Raw genomic sequence first — 19,126 nt, forward strand, 5'->3', positions numbered from 1 at the left:
TTTTCCTGCGGAAGGGCTGACGGGATGTTGCAAAGAGTCTCTGGCGCGTGGGCGCGGGTGGAGTTGGCAGTCGCCGCCGTCCTTGCCGTTGGCGTGACGCTTCTGATCTTGCTGAATGTCGTGACACGTTCCGCCGGAAACGCGATCTACTGGGTGGATGAGGCGGCGATCTACACGATGGTCTGGATGACCTTTCTGGGCGCCTCGGCGGCGATCGCGTCGCGCCAGCAAGTCGCCATCACGGTCCTGACGGACCCGTTGCCAGAGGGCGCGAAACGGGTGGCGGCGAAGCTGGTAGATGTGGCCGTTTTCGCGTTCGCCTGCGCGATGATCTATTTCTGCTGGCGCTGGTACATGCCGCTGGCCTTGGCAGAGGCGGGCTTCGAAACGATGGCCTTTCAGCGTGCCACCTTCAACTTCATCTACGCGGAACCGACCAGCACCATCGGTATCCAGAAATGGATCATCTGGCTGGTCATGCCGTTGTTTTCCCTTGGGGTATTCTTGCACGCCACAGCGCATCTGCTGAATTTCAGCCCGCCGGGCACGACCAAGGCAGAGGTGCAGGCGTGACCCCCGTTCTTTTCTTCGTCAAGCTGCTGCTGGCCGTTCCCGTCGCCATTGTGCTGTCGCTGACGGCGATCTGGTACATCTGGGAGAGCGACAACACGATCCTTTATGAAAGCTTCGCGCAGCGCATGTTCTCGGGGATAGAAAGCTACGGGTTGCTGGCCATTCCGCTGTTCATGCTGACCGGCGAATTGATGAATGAGGGCGGCATGACCCGCCGCCTGATCAACGCCGCGCGCGTCTTCGTGGGCGGGTTTCGGGGCGGGCTGGCCTATATCAACCTGCTGGCCAACATGTTCATGGCGGCGATTGTCGGATCAGCCGCCGCGCAGATCGCCGTGATGTCACGCGCCATGGTGCCCGCGATGGAGAAAGAGGGTTATGATCGAGGCTTCGCCGCCGCCACCACGGCGGCAGGCGGCCTTCTGGCGCCGGTCATCCCGCCTTCGATGCTGTTCGTGATTTTTGGCGTGTTGGCGCAGATCCCCATCGGCAACATGTTCCTGGCGGGCATTATTCCGGGCCTGATCCTGTCGGCCTGTTTCGCAGGTGTCATAGCCCTGATCGGATTGCGCCAGCAGTTCCCGAAAGGCGAGTGGATGGTCGCGCGCGAGGCCCGGCGCGCGGTGCTATATGCGCTGCCCGCGATGCTGATCCCGGCGGCGATCATCGGCGGCATCATCGGCGGCATCGCCACGCCGACGGAATCCGCTGCCGTGGCAAGCGTGGTGGCATTTCTGCTGGGGTGGCTGCTTTATCGCGAATTGAAGCCTGCAAAGCTGTTCGAAATGTTCAAGCGCACGGCGCTGAACGCGGCGCTGATCATCTTCATGATCGCCGCCGCCAACGTCTTTGGCTGGGTCATCATCTACGAGGCCTTGCCGCAGCGACTGGCTGAATTGATCACCACGATCACCCAGAACCCCTTCGTGTTCCTGTTGATCGTGAACCTTGCTCTGCTGTTCGTGGGGATGCTGATCGACGGCATCGCGGCGATCATTCTGGTGACGCCGATCCTTCTGCCCATCGCAATCGACAGCTACGGGATCAGCCCCTATCAGTTCGGCGTCGTGATCTCCCTGAATCTGGTGCTGGGGCTGCTGACGCCGCCCGTGGGCGTCGGCCTCTACATCGCAAGCGCAATGTCCGAGACGCCGACGGGCCGAATCCTGGGCGCCCTGTGGCCGTTCCTTCTGGCCGTCACGGGTGTTCTGATCCTGCTGAGCTATTTCCCGGCGCTGTCGACGGCGTTGATCGACTAGGCACGGGGGGCGGCACGTAAATGGTGTCCTGCTCACGATGCCCGAAAAGGATGGGCGGGCATCGGACAATAGATTTCCAATCGCCCGGATATCGTGGTTGAATTGCGCGCGATGCTGGACCGCACCTCTTACGCAATGGGCACCTCACCGGTGGATCGCCGCGCCGCTGATCGGCTGCGGGGGGAAGGGCGTTACGTGGGTGATGTGGGGCTGCATGATGTGCTGCACCTGGCCTTCTTGCGCAGTCCAATCCCCCATGGAACGCTGGCGCCCCTCGACGTTGCTGACGCGCTGGCGGTCCCCGGCGTTGTTGGCGTTCATGTCGCACAGGATGTAAGCGATCTGGGTGCCTTGACGATCAACCCCGTGCTACCCCTGCACCGCACGCCGGAATATCCGATCCTGTCCGGGCCCGTGGTCAACGGCCTGGGGCAACCGATTGCCGCTGTTCTGGCCGAAACGCCCCATGCGGCCCAGGACGGGGTCGAGGCGCTTTGGGTCGATATTGCGGAATCCGACGCGCCGCCGCGCAACCCTGTCGCCACCCGGCAGTGGCGCACGGGCGACCCTATGCTGGCCTTCTCGCAGGCGGCCCACGTGGTGGAAGTCAGCATTCAGCACCCACGGCTTGCGCCCTCACCGCTGGAGCCTCGGGCGATTGCGGTGGATTGGACGTCCGAGGGGGTAACGGTCTGGCTTTCCACGCAAACACCGCATCGGGCCCGGTCCGAGTTGGCGCAGATCCTAGGTGTGTCGCCAGACCTTTTGCGGGTCATCGCCCCGGATGTGGGTGGGGCGTTCGGCATGAAGGGGTCCCTCTATCCAGAGGACGTTTTCGCGGTTTGGGCGGCGGTGTACCATCGCCGCTCGGTCAGGTGGTCGGCGACGCGGGGCGAGGATTTTCTATCAGCCACCCACGGGCGCGGGTTGCAGACGCGGGGCCGGTTGGCCGTGGCGGCCGACGGCACATTTCTGGCGTTGGAGGCACGGGTGCATGCGCCCTTGGGCGCCTGGGTGCCGAATTCGGGGCTGGTGCCGGCGTGGAACGCGGCGCGCATCCTGCCGGGGGGCTATGACATTCCGACAGTGGATATCCAGACCGTTGCCACAACGGACACGCGCGCGCCCGTGGGCATCTATCGCGGGGCAGGGCGCCCCGAGGCGGCGTGCCTGATGGAGCGATTGGTCGACAAGGCCGCCTGTGCCACGGGGCTGGATCCCCTCACCCTTCGGGCGCGCAACGTGCATGTTTCCGGCGCGCTTCCGGTGCGGACCGCCACTGGAAACCTCCTCGATTCTGGGGACTATCCGCTTGTGTTGCAAGATGCCGCGGCTGCGGTCGATTACCCTGCGCTGGTTGCGGGTCGGGCGCGCAAGCGCGACGGCGGTGGGCTGTCTGGGATCGGTGTCGCCTTCTACCTGGAGCCGTCGGGCGAAGGGTTCGAGACCGCGCGCGTCACCTGGTCCGAGACCAGCGTCGAGGTGGCCAGCGGCTCGTCCAGTCAAGGCCAGGGACGCGAAACGGCCTATGCGCAGATCGCGGCGGACGTGTTGCGGGTCTCGGCCGACAACGTGGTCATCCGGCAGGGCGATACGGCGACGTGCCCGGCGGGGATCGGCGCGGTGGCCTCACGCGGGACGGCCGTTGGCGGCAGCGCGGTGTTCGTGGCCTGTGAGCGCTTGTACGCACGGCGCCTCGGCGGCGAAGCGCTGCCGATGATCGAAGACGTGCGCTATGAAAATGAGGGGCAGGCGTGGGGCTACGGCGTCACGATTGTCGCCGTCGATGTGGACCGCGAGACGGGCGCGGTGACGATCACCAAGGCCGCTTGTTTCGACGACGTGGGATGCGTGTTGAACCCGGCCTTCGTGGAGGGGCAGATCCGTGGCGGTTTCGCCCAAGGCCTCGGGGAAGCGCTGATGGAACAGGTGGCCTATGACGCGGACGGACAACTTCTGACCGGAAGCCTGATGGACTACGCCCTGCCGCGCGCCGCCGATATGCCGCCCCTCTCCATCGAGGGGTCGGAACACCCCAGCCCGCTGAACGCGCTAGGCGTGAAGGGCGTAGGCGAGGCGGGCACCATCGGTGCGCCAGCCGCAATCCTGAACGCGGTTCTGGATGCGCTGCAACCGCTTGGGGTGCAGCATCTGGACATGCCGCTGACGCCCTGCAAGGTTTGGTCGGCCATCGCCACCGCAGAGAAGGAAATCCGATGAAATACAGACGCTTGGATGCCAAGGATCACGCCCGAGAGCACTTCAAGGGCATTTGGGCCGCCTGTCTGAACCCATGGCGCGAGGACGGGTCCTTCAATGAGGAGGGCTTCCGGTCAAACATTCGCCATTGGGTGGATGACCTGTCCATCGCGGGGCTTTTCATTGCGGGCAAGCAGGGGGAGTTCTTCTCGATGACGCTGGAGGAGCGGAAGCGGAATATCGAGGTGGCGGTGGACGAATGTGGCGACACGGCGGGCACCATCTTTTCGGCCTCGGACCAGAACTTCGAGACGGTGGTGGAACTGGCGTTGCATGCCCAGAACTGCGGTGCCGATTATGTCGTGGTCCATGCGCCGGTACTGCATTTCGTCAGTCAGCAGGATGAAATGCTGTATCAATACTACAAAGCGATCTGCGAGCGGGTCGACATCGGCATCGCGATGTGGAGCCATCCGGACAGCGGCTATGTGATGTCCCCCCAGCTATGCGCGCGGATTGCGGAACTACCTAATATCGTGGCGATCAAATACTCGGTTCCGCGCCCTTTGTATGTAGAGCTGACGCAGTTGGCCGGGGACAAGATCCATGTCTCCACCGCCGATGAGGGCGCGTGGCTGGACAATATCGAGGAGTTGGGTTGGCAGCTCTATCTTTGTTCATCGCCACCCTACCAGATCCAGACCAAGGCGGATCAGCGGATGAACGAATACACCCGGCTGGCGTTCGCTGGCGATTTTGCCGAGGCGCGGCGGGTCCGTGACAGCCTTGATCCGGTGCGCGAGGCGTTTCGGCGCACGAAACCAGCGGACAAGCCGCAAGCCCACGGCAAATACTGGCAGGAGCTTTTGGGGCAAGTCGGCGGCGGTGTGCGTCCGCCGATGCTGGATCTGACCGAGGCCGAAAAGGCCGCCACACGGGCGGCATTCGCGGCCAGTGGTTTGCGGGTCTGACGCCATCGGCGGCACCGCGCGTTAGGGGATGTTCTCTTTCAGAATCAAGTGCAACCGGGGTTGGGTCGGGATGCGGGTTTGGCCGCGTGCGGCGGCGGCCAACGTCGCAAGGGTCTCATGCGCCTCGCGCTTGGCATTCTGGTCAATGACCGCGTCAAGGGTGCCGTCCAACAGCATCGCCTTGTTGGCGTCGGTCGCATCATGGGCGACGAACACGATGCGGGCGGCATGGCCGCTGTCTTGCAGTGCCCGGGCGATGCCGGTGGTCCCGCCCCCGGCGTTGTAAATCGCGCAGATCTCGGGGTGGCGCGCCAGGTTCTCGGCGGCCTGCGCGAAGGCACGGTCAGGATCGTCACCGCTTTCGCGCACCTCCAGCAGCTCCAACTTCGGCGCCTCTTCGGCCAAGTACTGCCGCAGGCCGACGTCCCGTTCCTGATGTCCACGATAGGTCAAAGACCCCGCGAAATGGGCGACTTTCCCGGTAGGGTTGCGGCCAAGGAACCGTGTGATGACCTCGGCCGCCAACCGACCCGCGCGCAGGTTGTCGATGCCGACATAGGCGCGGCGCAGCGTGTCGGGCAGATCCGAGAGCAGCGTGACGACGGGGATGTTGCGCGCTGACAGGCGCATGAGCGCGTCGTGGACGCGCGGATGGCTGATCGCCACCAGCGCCACCCCATCGACGTCTCCGACATCGGTCAGGGCCTCGGCCATGGCGCTTGCTTCCAGGCCGGCGATGGGGGGTAGAGTCAGATGGACACCCGGCATGGCCTCGGCCTCGGCGATCATGTGGTCGCGAAGCTCTGCAATGAAATCGTTCGTCCCCTCGGGCAGGAAGGCAACCAGTCTGGCGGGAGTGAGCGCGGGCTCTGCCGCAGGAAGGTAGCCGATGGCGCGCGCAGCGTTTTGCACCAGCTGCCGCGTTCGGGCCGAGACGCCGGGCCGATCATTCAGAACCCGGTCCACCGTTGCCGTGGAAACGCGCGCCTCTTCCGCCAGATCTGCAAGGGTTGGTCTCATAGGAATGATGTAAAATGATGTGATGCGTTGCGCAACACAAAGTTGAAGATCGCGCTATTGTGCGTTCATAAAACGACATCTGTCTTGTAACAGAGCGACTTCACCAGCCTGGCGACCGCGATCAATGATGATTTGATTTCGTCAAATTACCTCATATACTGGCCCCCTCAGGGGAGGACATGCCGACATGACGGCCGAAACAACGACCGCGCCCGCACGCGATTATGGGCTGACCGGAGCCGAGGGTGCCCGAGCGATCGAGTTGGGGCTGGCGTCTGCGCAATGGTATCACACGGAGGTGCCGCGCAAGGTCATGAAGGGCCTGATGCGCCGCAACGACGCCGTGGCGACCCGCGATACACTGATCTGGCTGGGTTTGATGGCGCTGACCGGTCTATGTGGCGTTCTGACTTGGGGCACTTGGTGGTGCGTGCCGTTCTTTGCGGTCTACGGTGTGCTCTATGGCTCGGCCTGCGACTCGCGCTGGCATGAGTGTGGGCACGGCACGGCATTCAAGACCCAGTGGAAGAACGATTGGGTCTACACCCTCGCCAGTTTCATGGTGATGCGAAACCCCATCGCGTGGCGGTGGAGCCACGCGCGTCACCACACCGACACCATCATCGTCGGCCGCGATCCCGAGATCGCGTTCATGCGCCCGCCCGACATCGCCCGCAAGGCGCTTGCGTTCATCGGCCTGCCCGACGTGTTCCAGCATTTCGCGATCCTGGTACGGCAAGCCCGGGGACGGCTGACGCCGGACGAGGCGAATTACATCCCGTCCAGTGAGGTCCCGCAGGTCACCCACTGGGCGCGCATCTTCGTGGCGATCCATCTGGCGGCGGTGCTTTGGGCGCTGCTCAGCTGGTCCCTTCTGCCGCTGATGCTGATCGGCGGCCCCCGCATCTACGGGACGTGGCACATGGTGCTGGTGGGCCTGTTGCAACACGGCGGTCTGGCTGAGGATGTGCTGGATCACCGTCTGAACTCGCGCACCGTCCACATGAACCCGATCAGCCGCTGGCTTTACTGGAACATGAACTATCACGTCGAACATCACATGTTCCCGATGGTCCCTTACCACGCGCTGCCCGCGCTGCATGAGTTGATCAAGGATGATCTGCCGCCTGCGAACCCCTCGATCCCCCATGCCTATGCCGAGATGTTGGAGGCCCTGCGTCGACAACGGACAGAGCCCGGCTACTTCGTGCGGCGCGCGCTACCGCCTACGGCGCGCCCGTACCGAGAGGAATTCCACGGAACCGATGCCCTACCGGAGGTAAGTTGAATGAGCGATTGGATCGATGTCTGTGCGCTGGATGATGTGGAAGAGGAAGACGTGATCCGCTTCGATCACGGCGGGCGGACCTTTGCCGTTTACCGTGACGAGGACGGCGCGCCGTTCTGTACCGATGGGCTGTGCACCCACGAACAGGTGCATCTGGCCGATGGGTTGGTGCTGGAAGATGAGATCGAGTGTCCCAAGCACAACGGGCGCTTCAACTACAAGACTGGCGCGGCCCTGCGCACGCCGGCTTGCGTGGCCTTGGCGACGTATCCAGCACGGGTAGAGGACGGCCGGATCCAGGTTCAACTGTGACGGATCTGCGCGACAAGGTGGTGCTTGTGACGGGCGTTGCGCGCGGTATCGGGGCGGCAATATCGGAGGCTTGCGAAGGGGCAGGGGCCAAGGTGATCGGCGTGGATCGAGACGAGGTGCCCGGCGGCATCACGGCTGATCTGGCGACGCCCAAGGCCCCGGCGGAGGTTTTCGCCAAGGCCGTGGCGCGCTTTGGCCGGGTGGATGGGTTGGTGAATGCGGCGGGTGTTACGACGCGCGCGTCGTTTGTCGATGCGGACCTCGCGCGGTTTGATGCGGTCATGGCGGTGAACCTGCGCGCGCCGTTTTTCTTGATGGCCGAGATGATCACCCATTTGCGCACGCGGGCCGCGCCGGGGGCGATCGTGAATATTCAATCGATGAACGCCCATTGTGGCGCGGCGGATCTGGCGATTTACGCCGCCAGCAAGGGCGCGTTGCAGGTGCTGACGAAGAACGCGGCGCAGGCCCATATGGCGGAGCGCATACGGGTTAACGGCATTAATCTCGGCTGGGTTGCAACTCAAACGGAGCGTGCCTTGCACGCGCCAAAGGGCGCGGAATGGCTGGACGAACAGGCTGCGCAGCAGCCGCTTGGGCAGCTTGTGACGGCGCAGGAATGCGCGGCGCAAGCGATCTGGATGCTGTCGGATGCCTCGATCCCGATGACGGGCGTCAGCGTCGATCTTGAACAATGGGTGCCTGGCGCACCGCCCTAGGGCGGTGGCGCGGTGGAGGCGCGCACCACAAGGTCTACCGGCAAGAGAACCTCCGCTTGGGGCGCGTCTTGTGGTGCTTCGATCCGCTCCAGCAGCCGCGCGGCGGCGGTTCGGCCCAAACGCACGCGATCCTGCCGGATCGTCGTAAGGGCGGGCACATAAAACTCCGACATATCAATATCATCGAAGCCTACGACGGAGATATCAGCGGGCACCCTCACGCCCCCCGCCTGCAACCCGGCGATCAGCCCGAAGGCAACAGTATCGGCGGCGCAAAAGACAGCCGTCGGGCGATCCTTCATGGCAAGGATTTTGGTGGCGGCCTCATGGCCCGATTGCAGAGAAAAGTCCCCCCGGATGATCCAATCCTCGCGCGCCGGAAGTCCCAGCCGCGCGCGTTCCTCCATCATTCCGCGCCGTCGGACGGCTGTAAGTACATTACCCTCCGGCCCCGTGATATGGGCGATCTTGCGGTGGCCCAGATCCGCCAGATGCCGGATCGCCAATCGTGCGCCCTCGGCGTTGTCCGATTGGATCGAGGGGAAGGCATAGCCGTCCACCCATTCGCACGCGAAGACGATGCGCCCGTCCACATCCGCCGCCCGACACGCATCCAGCACGGCAGGGCTCAAGCCGCCGTCAAGCGATACGACGCCGTCGATCCGGCCGCTGGTGAAATTGCCGGCAAGCTCGGCCTCATGGAGCGGTCGGCTTTCGGTGTCCGAGATCAGCACGGCATAATCGCTGCCCGCGAAACCATCGGAAATACCTTGCAAGATCTGGGAATAGAAGGGTTTTCCAAGGTTCGGCACAAGGATCAGGACCGCGCCCGCGCGCTGCATCCTGAGATTCCGCGCGGCCAGATTGACGCGGTAACCGGTCGTCCGCACGGCCTCCAGCACCGCCTCGCGGGTGCTGTCCGACAAAAGGCCCGGGTTCGACAATGCCCGACTGACCGTGGCGGTCGAGACTTTGGCCACTGTCGCCACGTCCTGAATGGTTGCGCTTTTCTGAGCCATCGGGCCTTCGCAAAGAGGGAAATACATCTTGACTCGAATCTCTGTGTGGTTCGAGTATGTAATCGATTTCATTGCGGACAAAGCGGAAAATTCGCGTGGCAGGAATCAGGGAGAGGGGGGAGGCTTTGATCAGCCATTCCAACACATGAGTGACGGCGCGTTTGACGGTGCCTTGGTGCTGGTCGTAGGTGCCAGCCGCGGCGGAATAGGCACGGCCATTGCGCAGGCCTTCCGCGATGCGGGGGCGGAGGTGCAGATCACGGGCGTTGAAGCGGCGCCGGACCCTGATGAGGGGTTCGGATACACGCAGTTGGATGTCACCGACACCGACGCCGTTCGCGCCTTTGCAGCGCGCGTGCAACAACTTGATATCCTTGTGAATTGCGCTGCCATTACCAAGCGTGGCGAAGAGATGGATCCGGGCTTCTTTGCCCATGTCCTTGACGTCAATCTGGTCGGATCTCTGCGCTGCGCCGAAGCGTTGCACGGCGCGCTGAAGGGCGGCTGCGTCATCAACGTGGCGTCGATGTATGCCCGTTTCGGCTCTCCTCGGAACCCGGCCTACGGCGCGTCCAAGGCGGGGGTAGAGCAACTGACCAAATCCCTCGCCATCGCCTGGGCGGACGACAATATCCGCGTCAATGCCATAGCGCCCGGCTTCATCGTGACCGAACAATCGGCCCGCGCCCGCGAGGACGCGGCGTTCACCGCCGCGATCGAGGAGCGCACCCCTATGGGACGTTGGGGCAAGCCCGAGGATATCGCCGGGGTGGCCCTGTTCCTGGCCAGCGATGCGGCCTGCTTCATGACCGGGGCCACAATCCCGGTGGACGGAGGTTATTCCGTTGTTTGAGAGGAGCTTATGACAGATTTCGCGAAGATCGGCGCGGCGGTGATCGGGACAGGTTTCATCGGCACGGTCCACACGCAGGCCTTGCTTCGCCTGGGCGTCCAGGTGCGCGGCGTGCTGGGATCTTCGGCCGCCCGAGGCGCCCAACGCGCGGCCGAGATGGGGGTGCCCAAGGCCTATGGCGATCTGGCTGAACTGCTGGCCGATGATACGGTCGATGTTGTCCATGTGACCTCCCCCAACCACGCCCATTACGCACAGGTTCTGGCGATCCTGCGTGCTGGCAAGCACGTGATTTGCGAAAAACCCCTCGCCATGACATCCGAGGAAAGCGCCGACATGGTCGCGGTCGCCCGTGCCTCGGGCAAGGTCGCGGCGGTTTGTTACAACATCCGTTTCTATCCGTTGAACCAGCAGGCCCACGGGATGGTCGCCGCCGGAGACCTTGGGGATATCCGTTTTATCTCAGGGCATTACCATCAGGACTGGCTTGCAAAGCCGACCGATTGGAACTGGCGTTTGGTGGCGGAAGAGGGCGGTGCCTTGCGATCTGTCGGGGATATCGGCACCCATTGGGTGGACCTGACCAGCTTTGTCACGGGCCTGAAAGCCGAAGCGGTGATGGCGGAGTTGGCGACCTTCATCCCCGAACGCGCGCGGCCCACCGGCCCGGTCGAAACCTTCAGTGCGGCGGCAGGCGCGACGCAAGCCGTGCCGATTGCCACCGACGATGCGGCGATGATCGTGATCCGATATGCCAACGGCGCGCGGGGGGTGATGTCCACCTCGCAGATCAACATGGGACGGAAGAATTCGTTGCAATGGGACGTCGCGGGATCTGCCGCCAGCGCCGCTTGGGACAGCGAGACGCCGGATCATCTGTTCATCGGCCACCGGGATCGCGCCAATGAGACATTGATGCGCGACTTCACCTTGATGAATGCCGCGGGCACCGCGGCTGCGACCTTGCCGCCGGGCCATGTCGAAGGTTTTGCCGACAGCTTCTTCAATTTTTTCAAGGCAGTGTACGCGGACGTTGAAGTTGGATCCCGGCAGGATGGCAGTACCTGGGCGACGTTTGAAGATGGCCACTACGAGATGCGGTTTTGCGATGCGGTGGTAATGTCCGCGCGAGAAGAGCGTTGGGTGCGTTTGGACGAGGTTGGGGGATAGCAATGGAATTGGGGATATTAACCGCTCCGTTCGAGGACATGGACTTGATGGACGTCGCTTCCTGGGCGGGGAAAAGCGGGTTTTCCGCCATGGAGGTCGCCTGCTGGCCCGCCTCGGGCGGAGAGAAACGACGTTATGCCGGTACGTCGCATATTGATGTGGATGGACTATCCACAGGCCAAGCCACTGATATCAAATCCGGGTTGGCGGATCGGGGGATAAGTATCTCGGGCCTTGGCTATTATCCCAACCCGCTTCATGCGGATTCAGGTCACCGCGAAGAGGTCACTGGCCACTTGATGAAGGTGATCACGGCGGCAAGCACCATGGAGGTGCCAGTCGTTAATACTTTCGTCGGCGGTGACCGCAGCCTGAATGTCGATGAAAACTGGACGCGCGCGATCGAGATTTTCAATCCGATCGTCGCCCATGCCCAGGCCTCGGGCGTGCGGCTGTGCTTTGAGAACTGCCCGATGATCTTCAGCTATGACGAATGGCCGGGCGGGCACAACATCGCCTACAGCCCCAGGATCTGGCGGCGTATTTTCGAGCAATGGGGCGACGCGGTCGGTATGAACTTCGATCCGTCCCATCTGATCTGGCAGTTCATCGACCAGACCCGTTTCATCAAGGAATTTGGGGGACAGATGGCCCATGTGCACGCAAAAGACGTCATGGTCGACCGCGATGGGCTCTATGAAAACGGGACAATGTCGACCGGCATGGGGTGGCAGATCCCGCGGCTGTGCGGCCTTGGCGACGTCGACTGGGGCGATTTCTTCTCGGGCCTTTACCGTGCTGGCTACGACGGACCCGTCATCATCGAACACGAGGATCGAGACTTCGAGGGCACGGAGGAACGCGTAAAACGCGGCTTCCTTCTGGCCCGGGACTTGCTGGCACCGTACATCAAGTAAGCGGTGCAAGTAACTGCGAAATATGAATTAAACAGGGAGAAGAGAGACATGAAGAGACTTCTTGCAACCACCGCCGTCGTGGCGATGACAATCCCCGCGATGTCGGGAATGGCCTTGGCTGAAGGGCCCTACACCATCGGTGTGTCCAACACCGTGCAGGGCAACGGCTGGCGCGAACAGATGATTTGCGCCATGCGCGCGCAGGCGGCGGCGGAAGCCGACGTCGAGGGCTTGATCGTGGCGCACCGCAACACGGACGCGGCAGGCCAGTTGGAGGACCTCAACAACCTGATCGAGGCGGGCGTCGACGCGATCGTCCTGAACCCCGCCAACCCCGACGCCCTGAACTCGGCGCTGGATGCCGCGATTGCGGCTGGCATCGTCGTGGTGGCCGTTGACGCAGGCGTCACCGCCGAGGGCGCTTACATCCTGTCCAACAACCAGGAAGAATATGCCTACCTCGGCGCGCGCTGGCTGTTCGAGCAGATCGGCGGCGAGGGCGAGGTCGTCTACATGCGCGGTATCGCGGGTGTCTCGGCTGACACGGACCGCGACAACGGCTTCCAGCGCGCCTTGGCCGAATTCCCCGGCGTCAGCGTCGTGCACGAGGTGTTCACCGGCTGGCAGCAGGACCAGGGCAAGCAGCAGATGTTTGATTTCCTGGCCACCGGCATCCCCTTCGACGGTGTCTGGACAAGCGGCATCGACAACGTGATCGTGGACGCCTTCCTGGAATCCGGCGCGCCCTTGGTGCCAATCGTGGGCGCGGATAATGCCGGTTTCGTGCAATACTTGGCAGAAGTCGAAGGCCTGTCCGGGGCGGCCGTAACCAACCCGGGTTCCGTGGGCGGCGCGGGCATCGCGCTGGCGGTCGATATCCTGAACGGCAATGCGCCGGCAGAGACGACCGTCCTGGTCGACCCCGTGTTGTGGGAGAATGCCACCGCCGAGGGGCAAGAGACCATCGCAGGCGCCTTGAACCCCGATCTCGACCCGGAGTGGCCGGTGTCGGTATCGATCCCCGGGTGGACCGACTACTCCATGGCCGAAATCATTGCCTGCGAGGGGTGATCTGACTTTGTGACGTTCCGTGACGATGTCGCTGACACGTCCTGATCTTCTGTCCGCCACGTGTCATAATGTGGCGGGCAGACCAGAAACTTATAAAAATCAGAGGCTTCATGGGCAGCTCAGATGAGACGGCACTGTTGGATGCCACGGGCGTCGCCAAGAGCTTTGGCGCCGTTCGTGCGCTGACCGACGCTAGCCTGCGTGTGGCCCCCGGCGAAGTCGTGGCTCTGATGGGGGCCAATGGCGCAGGCAAATCGACCTTTGTGAAGATCCTGACGGGCGCATTACGGCCCGATGCGGGACGTGTGCTGATCCGGGGGCACGACGCGCGCGTCGGCTCCCCCGCGCAGGCGCGGCGCTCGGGGCTGGTGCCGGTCTATCAAGAACCGTCGCTGATCCCGGACCTCGACGTTGCGGACAACTTGCGCCTTGGCGATACGCCCGGCGACGCCGTTCTGCATTGGGTGAACGAGTTGGGGATCAAGGGCTTACGCCTTGACGACATGATCTCTGACCTGCCGCTGGCGACGCTGCGCATCCTTGATTTGGCCCGCGCGCTGGCCAGTGACCCGGATGTCCTTCTGTTGGACGAAATGACCGCCGCCTTGCCTACGGACCTTGTGGAAAACGTCCTGCGTGTGGTGCGGGCGCGGGCGGATGAGGGGTGCGGCGTCATCTACATCTCACACCGCTTCACCGAAATTGCCGAGCTTTGCGACAGCGCCACGGTGCTGCGCGACGGCCGGACCGTCGGCGATCTGAAGATCGAGCCGGGCGTGGAAGATCGCTGTGTCGAGATGATGCTTGGCGCGAAGTTGAGCCTCGACAAACGCGATACCGGGGCGGCGCGTCAGAACAAGGGCGTGCCGCGCCTGCGTGCGGCGGGGATCGCGGTGGCGCCGGTGGTCAAAGACGTGTCATTCGAGCTTTTTCCCGGCGAAGTTCTGGGCGTCGTTGCGCTTGAAGGGCAGGGGCAGGATGAGGTGTTTGACGTCCTCTCGGGCCACCGCAAACCCACGAGCGGGACGCTAGAGGTGGATGGTGCGCCGATGCACTTCTCGCACCCTGCCGATGCCATCGCGGCAGGATTGAGCTATGTGCCTGGTGACCGGGCCGAGGCGCTTCTGCGGGAGCGTTCGGTGCGTGAAAACATCGCCTTGCCGTTTTCTGCACGGTTGCGGGACTGGGGCCCGTTGAGGTCCAAACATGAACGTCAACGCGTTGATCATGCGATAGAAAAGCTACAGATCGACACACGCGCCCAAGGTGAGGTGCAGCGCCTTTCGGGCGGCAATCAGCAGAAGGTGACCATCGGGCGATGGCTGGCGCATGGGGTGCAGACGCTGCTGTTGTTCGACCCCACACGCGGTATTGACGTGCGCACGAAGCGGCAGATTTATCCCTTGGTTCGAGAGTTGGCCGAGCAGGGCGCCGCGGTGTTGTTCTACACCTCCGAACTTGAGGAAATCCCGTTGGCCTGTGACCGCGCCATCGTCATTTTCAACGGTCGGGTGGTCGACATGATCGACGCCTCCGAGGCCACGGAAGAGGCGCTGATGCGCGCGGCTTATGGGCTGTCCGAGATGGACGCCGCCTCATGAGCCGGCTGTTGCGCAAAAACGCGTGGATGCTGGGCCTGCTCGCACTGTTGTGCGTCCTTCTGGTGATCACGAAGCTGATCCAACCCACCTTCGGGGCGAACGGCCTTGAAAGCCTCGCGCGGGCGGCCTTGCCCTTCGCCTTTGCGACCGCCGCCATGGCGATCGTCGTGATCGTGGGCGGGATCGACCTTTCCATCGCCTCGATGATGGCAGTTTGCGGTGTGACGGCGGCGGTCCTGATGCAAAGCATGGGGCCAGTGCCGGCGGTACTGATCACGCTGATCGTAGGGCTTGCCATGGGGGCGCTGAACGGGGCGTTAATCGTTTTGACACGCGTGCCCGACATCGTCGTGACGCTTGCGATGCTGTTCGTGTGGGAAGGGGTGGCGTTGTTGATCCTGACCTCGCCGGGCGGCACCGTGGCCACATCCTTGCGCACGTTGATCTCGGGCGCGATGATCCCGGGCGTGCCTAACGCCCTGATTTTCATGGGCGTTGCGGTAGCGTTGGTTTGGGTGCCGATCCGCCGTGCCAAGCTGGGGCTGTCCATCTATGCGGTCGGCTCTGATGAGTTGGCGGCGTTCAGATCCGGCGTCAACGTGGCGCGAACCAAGATCATCGCCTATGGTTTGGCGGGCGTCCTGTCGGCCATGGGCGGTCTTTCGTTAATCATGTTAACCGGGATCGGAGAGCCGGTGCCTGGTCCCTACCTGCTGGCCTCGGTCGCTGCCGTGGTGTTGGGCGGGGTGGTCCTGGGCGGCGGGCGTGGGGGCTTGCTTGGCCCGATCATCGCCGTGTTCATTCTGCGTATTATCCGCACGATCCTGACTTTAGCCGCCGTTGACCCCAACGTCACGACCATCGTCGAGGGCGTCATCATGGTAGCCGTCGTGATGCTTGGTGCCGTCTTGACCTACAGGGGGGCGCAGAGATGAGCGACCAACCGCGCATTCACGCCGACGCAGGCGTCGAGACGGACCTCAAGCGGTTTGGCCGCTTTCTTGCCGACAATCCGGTCATCCCGCTGATCGCCTTCCTGTTCCTGCTGATCGCCGTGCTGGAGATCATGCGCCCCGGCATCGTGACGCCCTTCCGTGCGGGGCGTGACGGGATCATCTCGACCTTCTGGGTCGGGAACCTGATCAAGTTTGCTATCCCCCTCGCGATGCTTGCCGCATGCCAAGTCTTGACGATGTTGACCGCGGGCATCGATATGAGCGCGGGCATCCTGGCCACCGTGTCGGCCTTTGTTTGCGCCACTCTGTCGCCGCTGATCGGCCCTACGCCCGCCGTCCTTGTCGCGCTGTCCACGGGCGTTGTTGCGGGCTTGGTGAATGGCTTCGGGGTCGGTGTCGTGCGGGTGCATCCACTGATCATGACGCTTGGCACCGGGTTGATCGCGACCGGTTGCTTGCAGGTCTATCAGCGCTTCGTGATCTCGACCGGCACCCTGATCCCCGAGACGTTGGAGTGGCTTGGCACCGGGCGCACGCTGGGTATGCCCAACGGGCTTTTCGTCTTCATCCCCTTCGCCGCTGCGGTGCTTTACCTCATGCGCTACACCGGGTTCGGGCGGCTCCTGTTCGCTCTTGGCTCTAATGAGGCGACCACCAAGCTCAGCGGTGTGCGTTCGTGGCAGGTTTTCCTTGCGCTCTATGCGCTGTCGGGGCTGATCGCGGCGCTGGCGGGTCTGCTTTATCTCGGCATGATCCGCACGCCGTCGCTGTCGCTGGCGAACCCGCTCCTGCTGCCCTCGGTTGCTGCTGCGGTCATCGGAGGCACGTCCATCTTCGGCGGAAGGGGAAGTTTTGCCGGCGCCATCGTCGGCGCCTTGATCCTGCGCGTCATCGACACCATGCTGACCCTGCTGCAAATGCCCGAGGGCGCAAGGATCGCCCTTTTCGGGCTGATCATCCTTCTCGTCACCGCACTTTACGTGCGCATCACAGGAACGCGTTAATCATGGTATACAAGGTTGTCGGCATCAGTTTCGACCACATGCATATGGGCGATCTGCTGCGCATGGTGGACGCGCATCCGAACGCGGAAATCACGGCGCTCTACGATCCGGATGCGGCGAAAATGGCCTCGGCGGCGGAGACCTTTGGCGTCCCCGCCCCCGCGCTTTTCACCGACTTCGATGCCTGCATGGCCGCTGGACCCTATGATCTTGCGATCCTGTGTTGCGCGACGGCGGATCATGCCGAGATGACGGAACGTCTCGCCCCGCACGGTGTCCATATCCACGTCGAAAAACCCTTCGCCGATAGCGCGGACAACGCGCGTCGGATGATCAAGGCGATGGCGGGGACGGACAAGATCATGTCGATCAACTGGCCGCTGGCTTGGGTGGAATCACACCTTACCGCCAAGCGCCTGATCGACGAGGGCATGATTGGAGAGTTGCGCGAAGTGCATTTCTATGACGGCAATCGCGGCCCCCTTTATCACCTTGCCGACAAGGTAGAGGTCAGCGCCGAGGAGGTCGAGGCGCAGAAGCCCGACAGTTGGTGGTACAAGGCCGCATCCGGCGGAGGCAGCTTGCTGGATTACATGGGCTACGGCGCAACGCTTGGCACTTGGTACATGGGGGGGGAGGCGCCGCTGGAGGTCACGTGTACCGTGGACGACACGCCGGGGATCGAGGTCGATCAGCACGCCATCGCGGTTATCCGTTATGCCAAAGGCCTGTCAAAGATGGAGACGCGGTGGGGCACCTTTACGGACCCTTGGACGGTGAACCCGCAGCCTACGTGCGGCTTTGTCTTCGTCGGCAGCGAAGGCACCATCAGCAGCCCGGATTACGCGCCCGCCGTGACGGTTCAAACCCGCGTTCGACCGGAAAAACATGACATCCCGGTTGATCCCTTGCCCGAGGGTCGCAGTGATGCCATCGCCTATATCATCAATCTCATCGACAAAGGGGCCAAGCCTGACGGGCCCTTTGATCCGACGCTCTGCCTGACGGCGCAGCGCATTGTCGACACCGCCGCGGCCTCTGCCGCGCAGAAACGCACGTTGGAGTTGTTGCCATGAGCGATACCAAGGACGCAGCGGACAGCGATACTTATGCTCTCAAGGCCGCCGATCTGCCTGAAATCGCGGCGCCCGATGTGGCCTATCGCCCGCCGATGCCCAAGACATACCAGCCTCGGATCGGGATGATCGGGACCGGTGGGATATCGGGCTCTCACCTCGACGCCTACCGCGATGCGGGGTGGGAGGTGGCCGCACTGTGGAACCGCACCCGCGACAAGGCGGAGGCAAAGGCCGTTGAATACTGCCCCGCCGCGCGTATCGAGGATGAGTGGCAGGCGATCCTTGCCAATCCCGATATCGATGTCGTCGACATCACGTTGCACCCGGAGCATCGGACAGAAATCATCAAGGCCGCGCTGAAGGCCGGCAAACATGTGCTGAGCCAGAAGCCCTTCGTGACCGATCTGGATACCGGGATCGATCTGGTGAAACTGGCGCAGGACCAGGACGTGAAGCTGGCCGTTAACCAAAATGGCCGCTGGGCACCGCACTTTGCCTTCATGCGCGAAGCGGCACGCGCCGGACATATCGGACACGTTCTGTCCGTTCATCTGGCGATCCATTGGACCCACGGCTGGACGGCTGGAACGCCCTTTGATGAGATCGAGGATCTGATCCTATATGATTTCGGGGTCCATTGGTTCGATTTCGTCAACTCACTGGTGGGGGACCGGGCCGAAGCGGTGTTTGCCAGCGCGGCCCGCGCACAGGGGCAGGCCAACAAGGTGCCGCTTCTGGCGCAAGCGATGGTGCGGGTGGATGGGGGGCAGGCCTCGCTTGTATTCGATGGTGGCATCCCCCACGGTCCCCGCGACACGACGTTTGTGGGCGGCACGGCGGGTTCGATGGTGTCGGACGGGCCGGACCTGAGCCAGCAAACCGTTACCCTGACCACGCCCGAAGGCGTCGCGCACCCCAAGCTGGCGGGGCAATGGTTCAACGATGGCTTCAAGGGCACGATGGGTGAGCTGCTTTGCGCCATCGAAGAGGACCGCGAGCCCTCCAATGGCGCGGCGGAGAACCTGCGCAGCCTGGCGATGGCCTTCGCGGCGGTACGCTCGCGGATGACGGGACGCGAAGTCGAAATCGGCGGGGCGCGGCGATTGGAAAGCTAG

18 protein-coding genes are annotated in these 19,126 nt (G+C 63.2%); 16 read left to right on the forward strand and 2 right to left on the reverse strand.

Annotated features, from left to right (window positions below; genetic code table 11):
• Nucleotides 1-24: 24 nt before the first annotated feature.
• The 4 genes from KUL25_RS00885 to KUL25_RS00900 all read left to right on the forward strand — a co-directional run bounded on the left by KUL25_RS00885 (nucleotide 25) and on the right by KUL25_RS00900 (nucleotide 5,002).
• Nucleotides 25-573: a TRAP transporter small permease gene (locus tag KUL25_RS00885; RefSeq protein WP_257891196.1), complete on the forward strand. Its 549-nt coding sequence runs from the start codon at nucleotides 25-27 to the stop codon at nucleotides 571-573.
• A complete protein-coding gene (locus KUL25_RS00890; RefSeq protein WP_257891197.1) occupies nucleotides 570-1,832 on the forward strand; it encodes a TRAP transporter large permease in 1,263 nt (420 codons plus the stop codon). The genes KUL25_RS00885 and KUL25_RS00890 overlap by 4 nt, the downstream gene beginning before the upstream one ends.
• A gap of 93 nt (nucleotides 1,833-1,925) precedes the next feature.
• Nucleotides 1,926-4,052 (forward strand): xanthine dehydrogenase family protein molybdopterin-binding subunit, encoded by a 2,127-nt coding sequence (locus KUL25_RS00895; RefSeq protein ID WP_257891198.1) that lies wholly within the window; start codon nucleotides 1,926-1,928, stop codon nucleotides 4,050-4,052.
• Nucleotides 4,049-5,002, forward strand: a complete 954-nt coding sequence (locus KUL25_RS00900) for a dihydrodipicolinate synthase family protein (protein ID WP_257891199.1) — start codon at nucleotides 4,049-4,051, stop codon at nucleotides 5,000-5,002. Before KUL25_RS00895 ends, KUL25_RS00900 begins: the two co-directional genes overlap by 4 nt.
• Before the next feature lie 21 nt (nucleotides 5,003-5,023).
• On the opposite strand, the gene KUL25_RS00905 is transcribed toward KUL25_RS00900, so the two are convergent.
• Nucleotides 5,024-6,022 carry a LacI family DNA-binding transcriptional regulator gene (locus tag KUL25_RS00905; RefSeq protein WP_257891200.1) on the reverse strand — a complete coding sequence of 333 codons (999 nt, stop codon included), beginning with the start codon at nucleotides 6,020-6,022 and terminating at the stop codon, nucleotides 5,024-5,026.
• Nucleotides 6,023-6,209: 187 nt separating this feature from the next.
• Between KUL25_RS00905 and KUL25_RS00910 the strand changes: the two genes are divergently transcribed.
• Genes KUL25_RS00910 through KUL25_RS00920 form a run of 3 tightly spaced genes read left to right on the forward strand, consistent with a single transcriptional unit; the run spans nucleotide 6,210 to nucleotide 8,341 of the window.
• Nucleotides 6,210-7,310 (forward strand): fatty acid desaturase family protein, encoded by a 1,101-nt coding sequence (locus tag KUL25_RS00910; RefSeq protein WP_257891201.1) that lies wholly within the window; start codon nucleotides 6,210-6,212, stop codon nucleotides 7,308-7,310.
• On the forward strand, nucleotides 7,311-7,622 hold the full coding sequence (locus KUL25_RS00915; protein ID WP_257891202.1) for a MocE family 2Fe-2S type ferredoxin: 312 nt from the start codon (nucleotides 7,311-7,313) through the stop codon (nucleotides 7,620-7,622).
• Nucleotides 7,619-8,341 (forward strand): oxidoreductase, encoded by a 723-nt coding sequence (locus KUL25_RS00920; protein WP_257891203.1) that lies wholly within the window; start codon nucleotides 7,619-7,621, stop codon nucleotides 8,339-8,341. The genes KUL25_RS00915 and KUL25_RS00920 overlap by 4 nt, the downstream gene beginning before the upstream one ends.
• Here KUL25_RS00920 and KUL25_RS00925 read toward each other — a convergent pair.
• Nucleotides 8,338-9,360, reverse strand: coding sequence for a LacI family DNA-binding transcriptional regulator (locus KUL25_RS00925; protein WP_257891204.1), 1,023 nt, complete (start codon nucleotides 9,358-9,360; stop codon nucleotides 8,338-8,340). The two genes, KUL25_RS00920 and KUL25_RS00925, sit on opposite strands and share 4 nt — an antisense overlap.
• Nucleotides 9,361-9,505: 145 nt before the next feature.
• Here KUL25_RS00925 and KUL25_RS00930 point away from each other — a divergent pair, with 145 nt between their 5' ends.
• The 9 genes from KUL25_RS00930 to KUL25_RS00970 all read left to right on the forward strand — a co-directional run bounded on the left by KUL25_RS00930 (nucleotide 9,506) and on the right by KUL25_RS00970 (nucleotide 19,126).
• A complete protein-coding gene (locus KUL25_RS00930) occupies nucleotides 9,506-10,213 on the forward strand; it encodes an SDR family NAD(P)-dependent oxidoreductase (protein WP_257891205.1) in 708 nt (235 codons plus the stop codon).
• Nucleotides 10,214-10,222: 9 nt separating this feature from the next.
• Nucleotides 10,223-11,383 carry a Gfo/Idh/MocA family protein gene (locus KUL25_RS00935; protein ID WP_257891206.1) on the forward strand — a complete coding sequence of 387 codons (1,161 nt, stop codon included), beginning with the start codon at nucleotides 10,223-10,225 and terminating at the stop codon, nucleotides 11,381-11,383.
• 2 nt (nucleotides 11,384-11,385) lie between these two features.
• Nucleotides 11,386-12,300 (forward strand): sugar phosphate isomerase/epimerase family protein, encoded by a 915-nt coding sequence (locus KUL25_RS00940; protein ID WP_257891207.1) that lies wholly within the window; start codon nucleotides 11,386-11,388, stop codon nucleotides 12,298-12,300.
• 48 nt (nucleotides 12,301-12,348) lie between these two features.
• A complete protein-coding gene (locus KUL25_RS00945) occupies nucleotides 12,349-13,371 on the forward strand; it encodes an ABC transporter substrate-binding protein (RefSeq protein ID WP_257891208.1) in 1,023 nt (340 codons plus the stop codon).
• Nucleotides 13,372-13,481: 110 nt separating this feature from the next.
• On the forward strand, nucleotides 13,482-14,972 hold the full coding sequence (locus KUL25_RS00950) for a sugar ABC transporter ATP-binding protein (protein ID WP_257891209.1): 1,491 nt from the start codon (nucleotides 13,482-13,484) through the stop codon (nucleotides 14,970-14,972).
• Entirely contained in the window at nucleotides 14,969-15,907 is a 939-nt protein-coding gene (locus tag KUL25_RS00955; RefSeq protein ID WP_257891210.1) for an ABC transporter permease, read from the forward strand. The genes KUL25_RS00950 and KUL25_RS00955 overlap by 4 nt, the downstream gene beginning before the upstream one ends.
• Nucleotides 15,904-16,932, forward strand: coding sequence for an ABC transporter permease (locus tag KUL25_RS00960; RefSeq protein WP_257891211.1), 1,029 nt, complete (start codon nucleotides 15,904-15,906; stop codon nucleotides 16,930-16,932). The genes KUL25_RS00955 and KUL25_RS00960 overlap by 4 nt, the downstream gene beginning before the upstream one ends.
• A 2-nt stretch (nucleotides 16,933-16,934) precedes the next feature.
• The gene (locus KUL25_RS00965; RefSeq protein WP_257891212.1) at nucleotides 16,935-18,008 is read left to right on the forward strand and encodes a Gfo/Idh/MocA family protein; all 1,074 of its coding nucleotides are present in this window, start codon (nucleotides 16,935-16,937) and stop codon (nucleotides 18,006-18,008) included.
• On the forward strand, nucleotides 18,005-19,126 hold the full coding sequence (locus tag KUL25_RS00970; RefSeq protein ID WP_257891213.1) for a Gfo/Idh/MocA family protein: 1,122 nt from the start codon (nucleotides 18,005-18,007) through the stop codon (nucleotides 19,124-19,126). Before KUL25_RS00965 ends, KUL25_RS00970 begins: the two co-directional genes overlap by 4 nt.

Source organism: Gymnodinialimonas phycosphaerae (genome assembly GCF_019195455.1).
Lineage (GTDB): Bacteria > Pseudomonadota > Alphaproteobacteria > Rhodobacterales > Rhodobacteraceae > Gymnodinialimonas > Gymnodinialimonas phycosphaerae.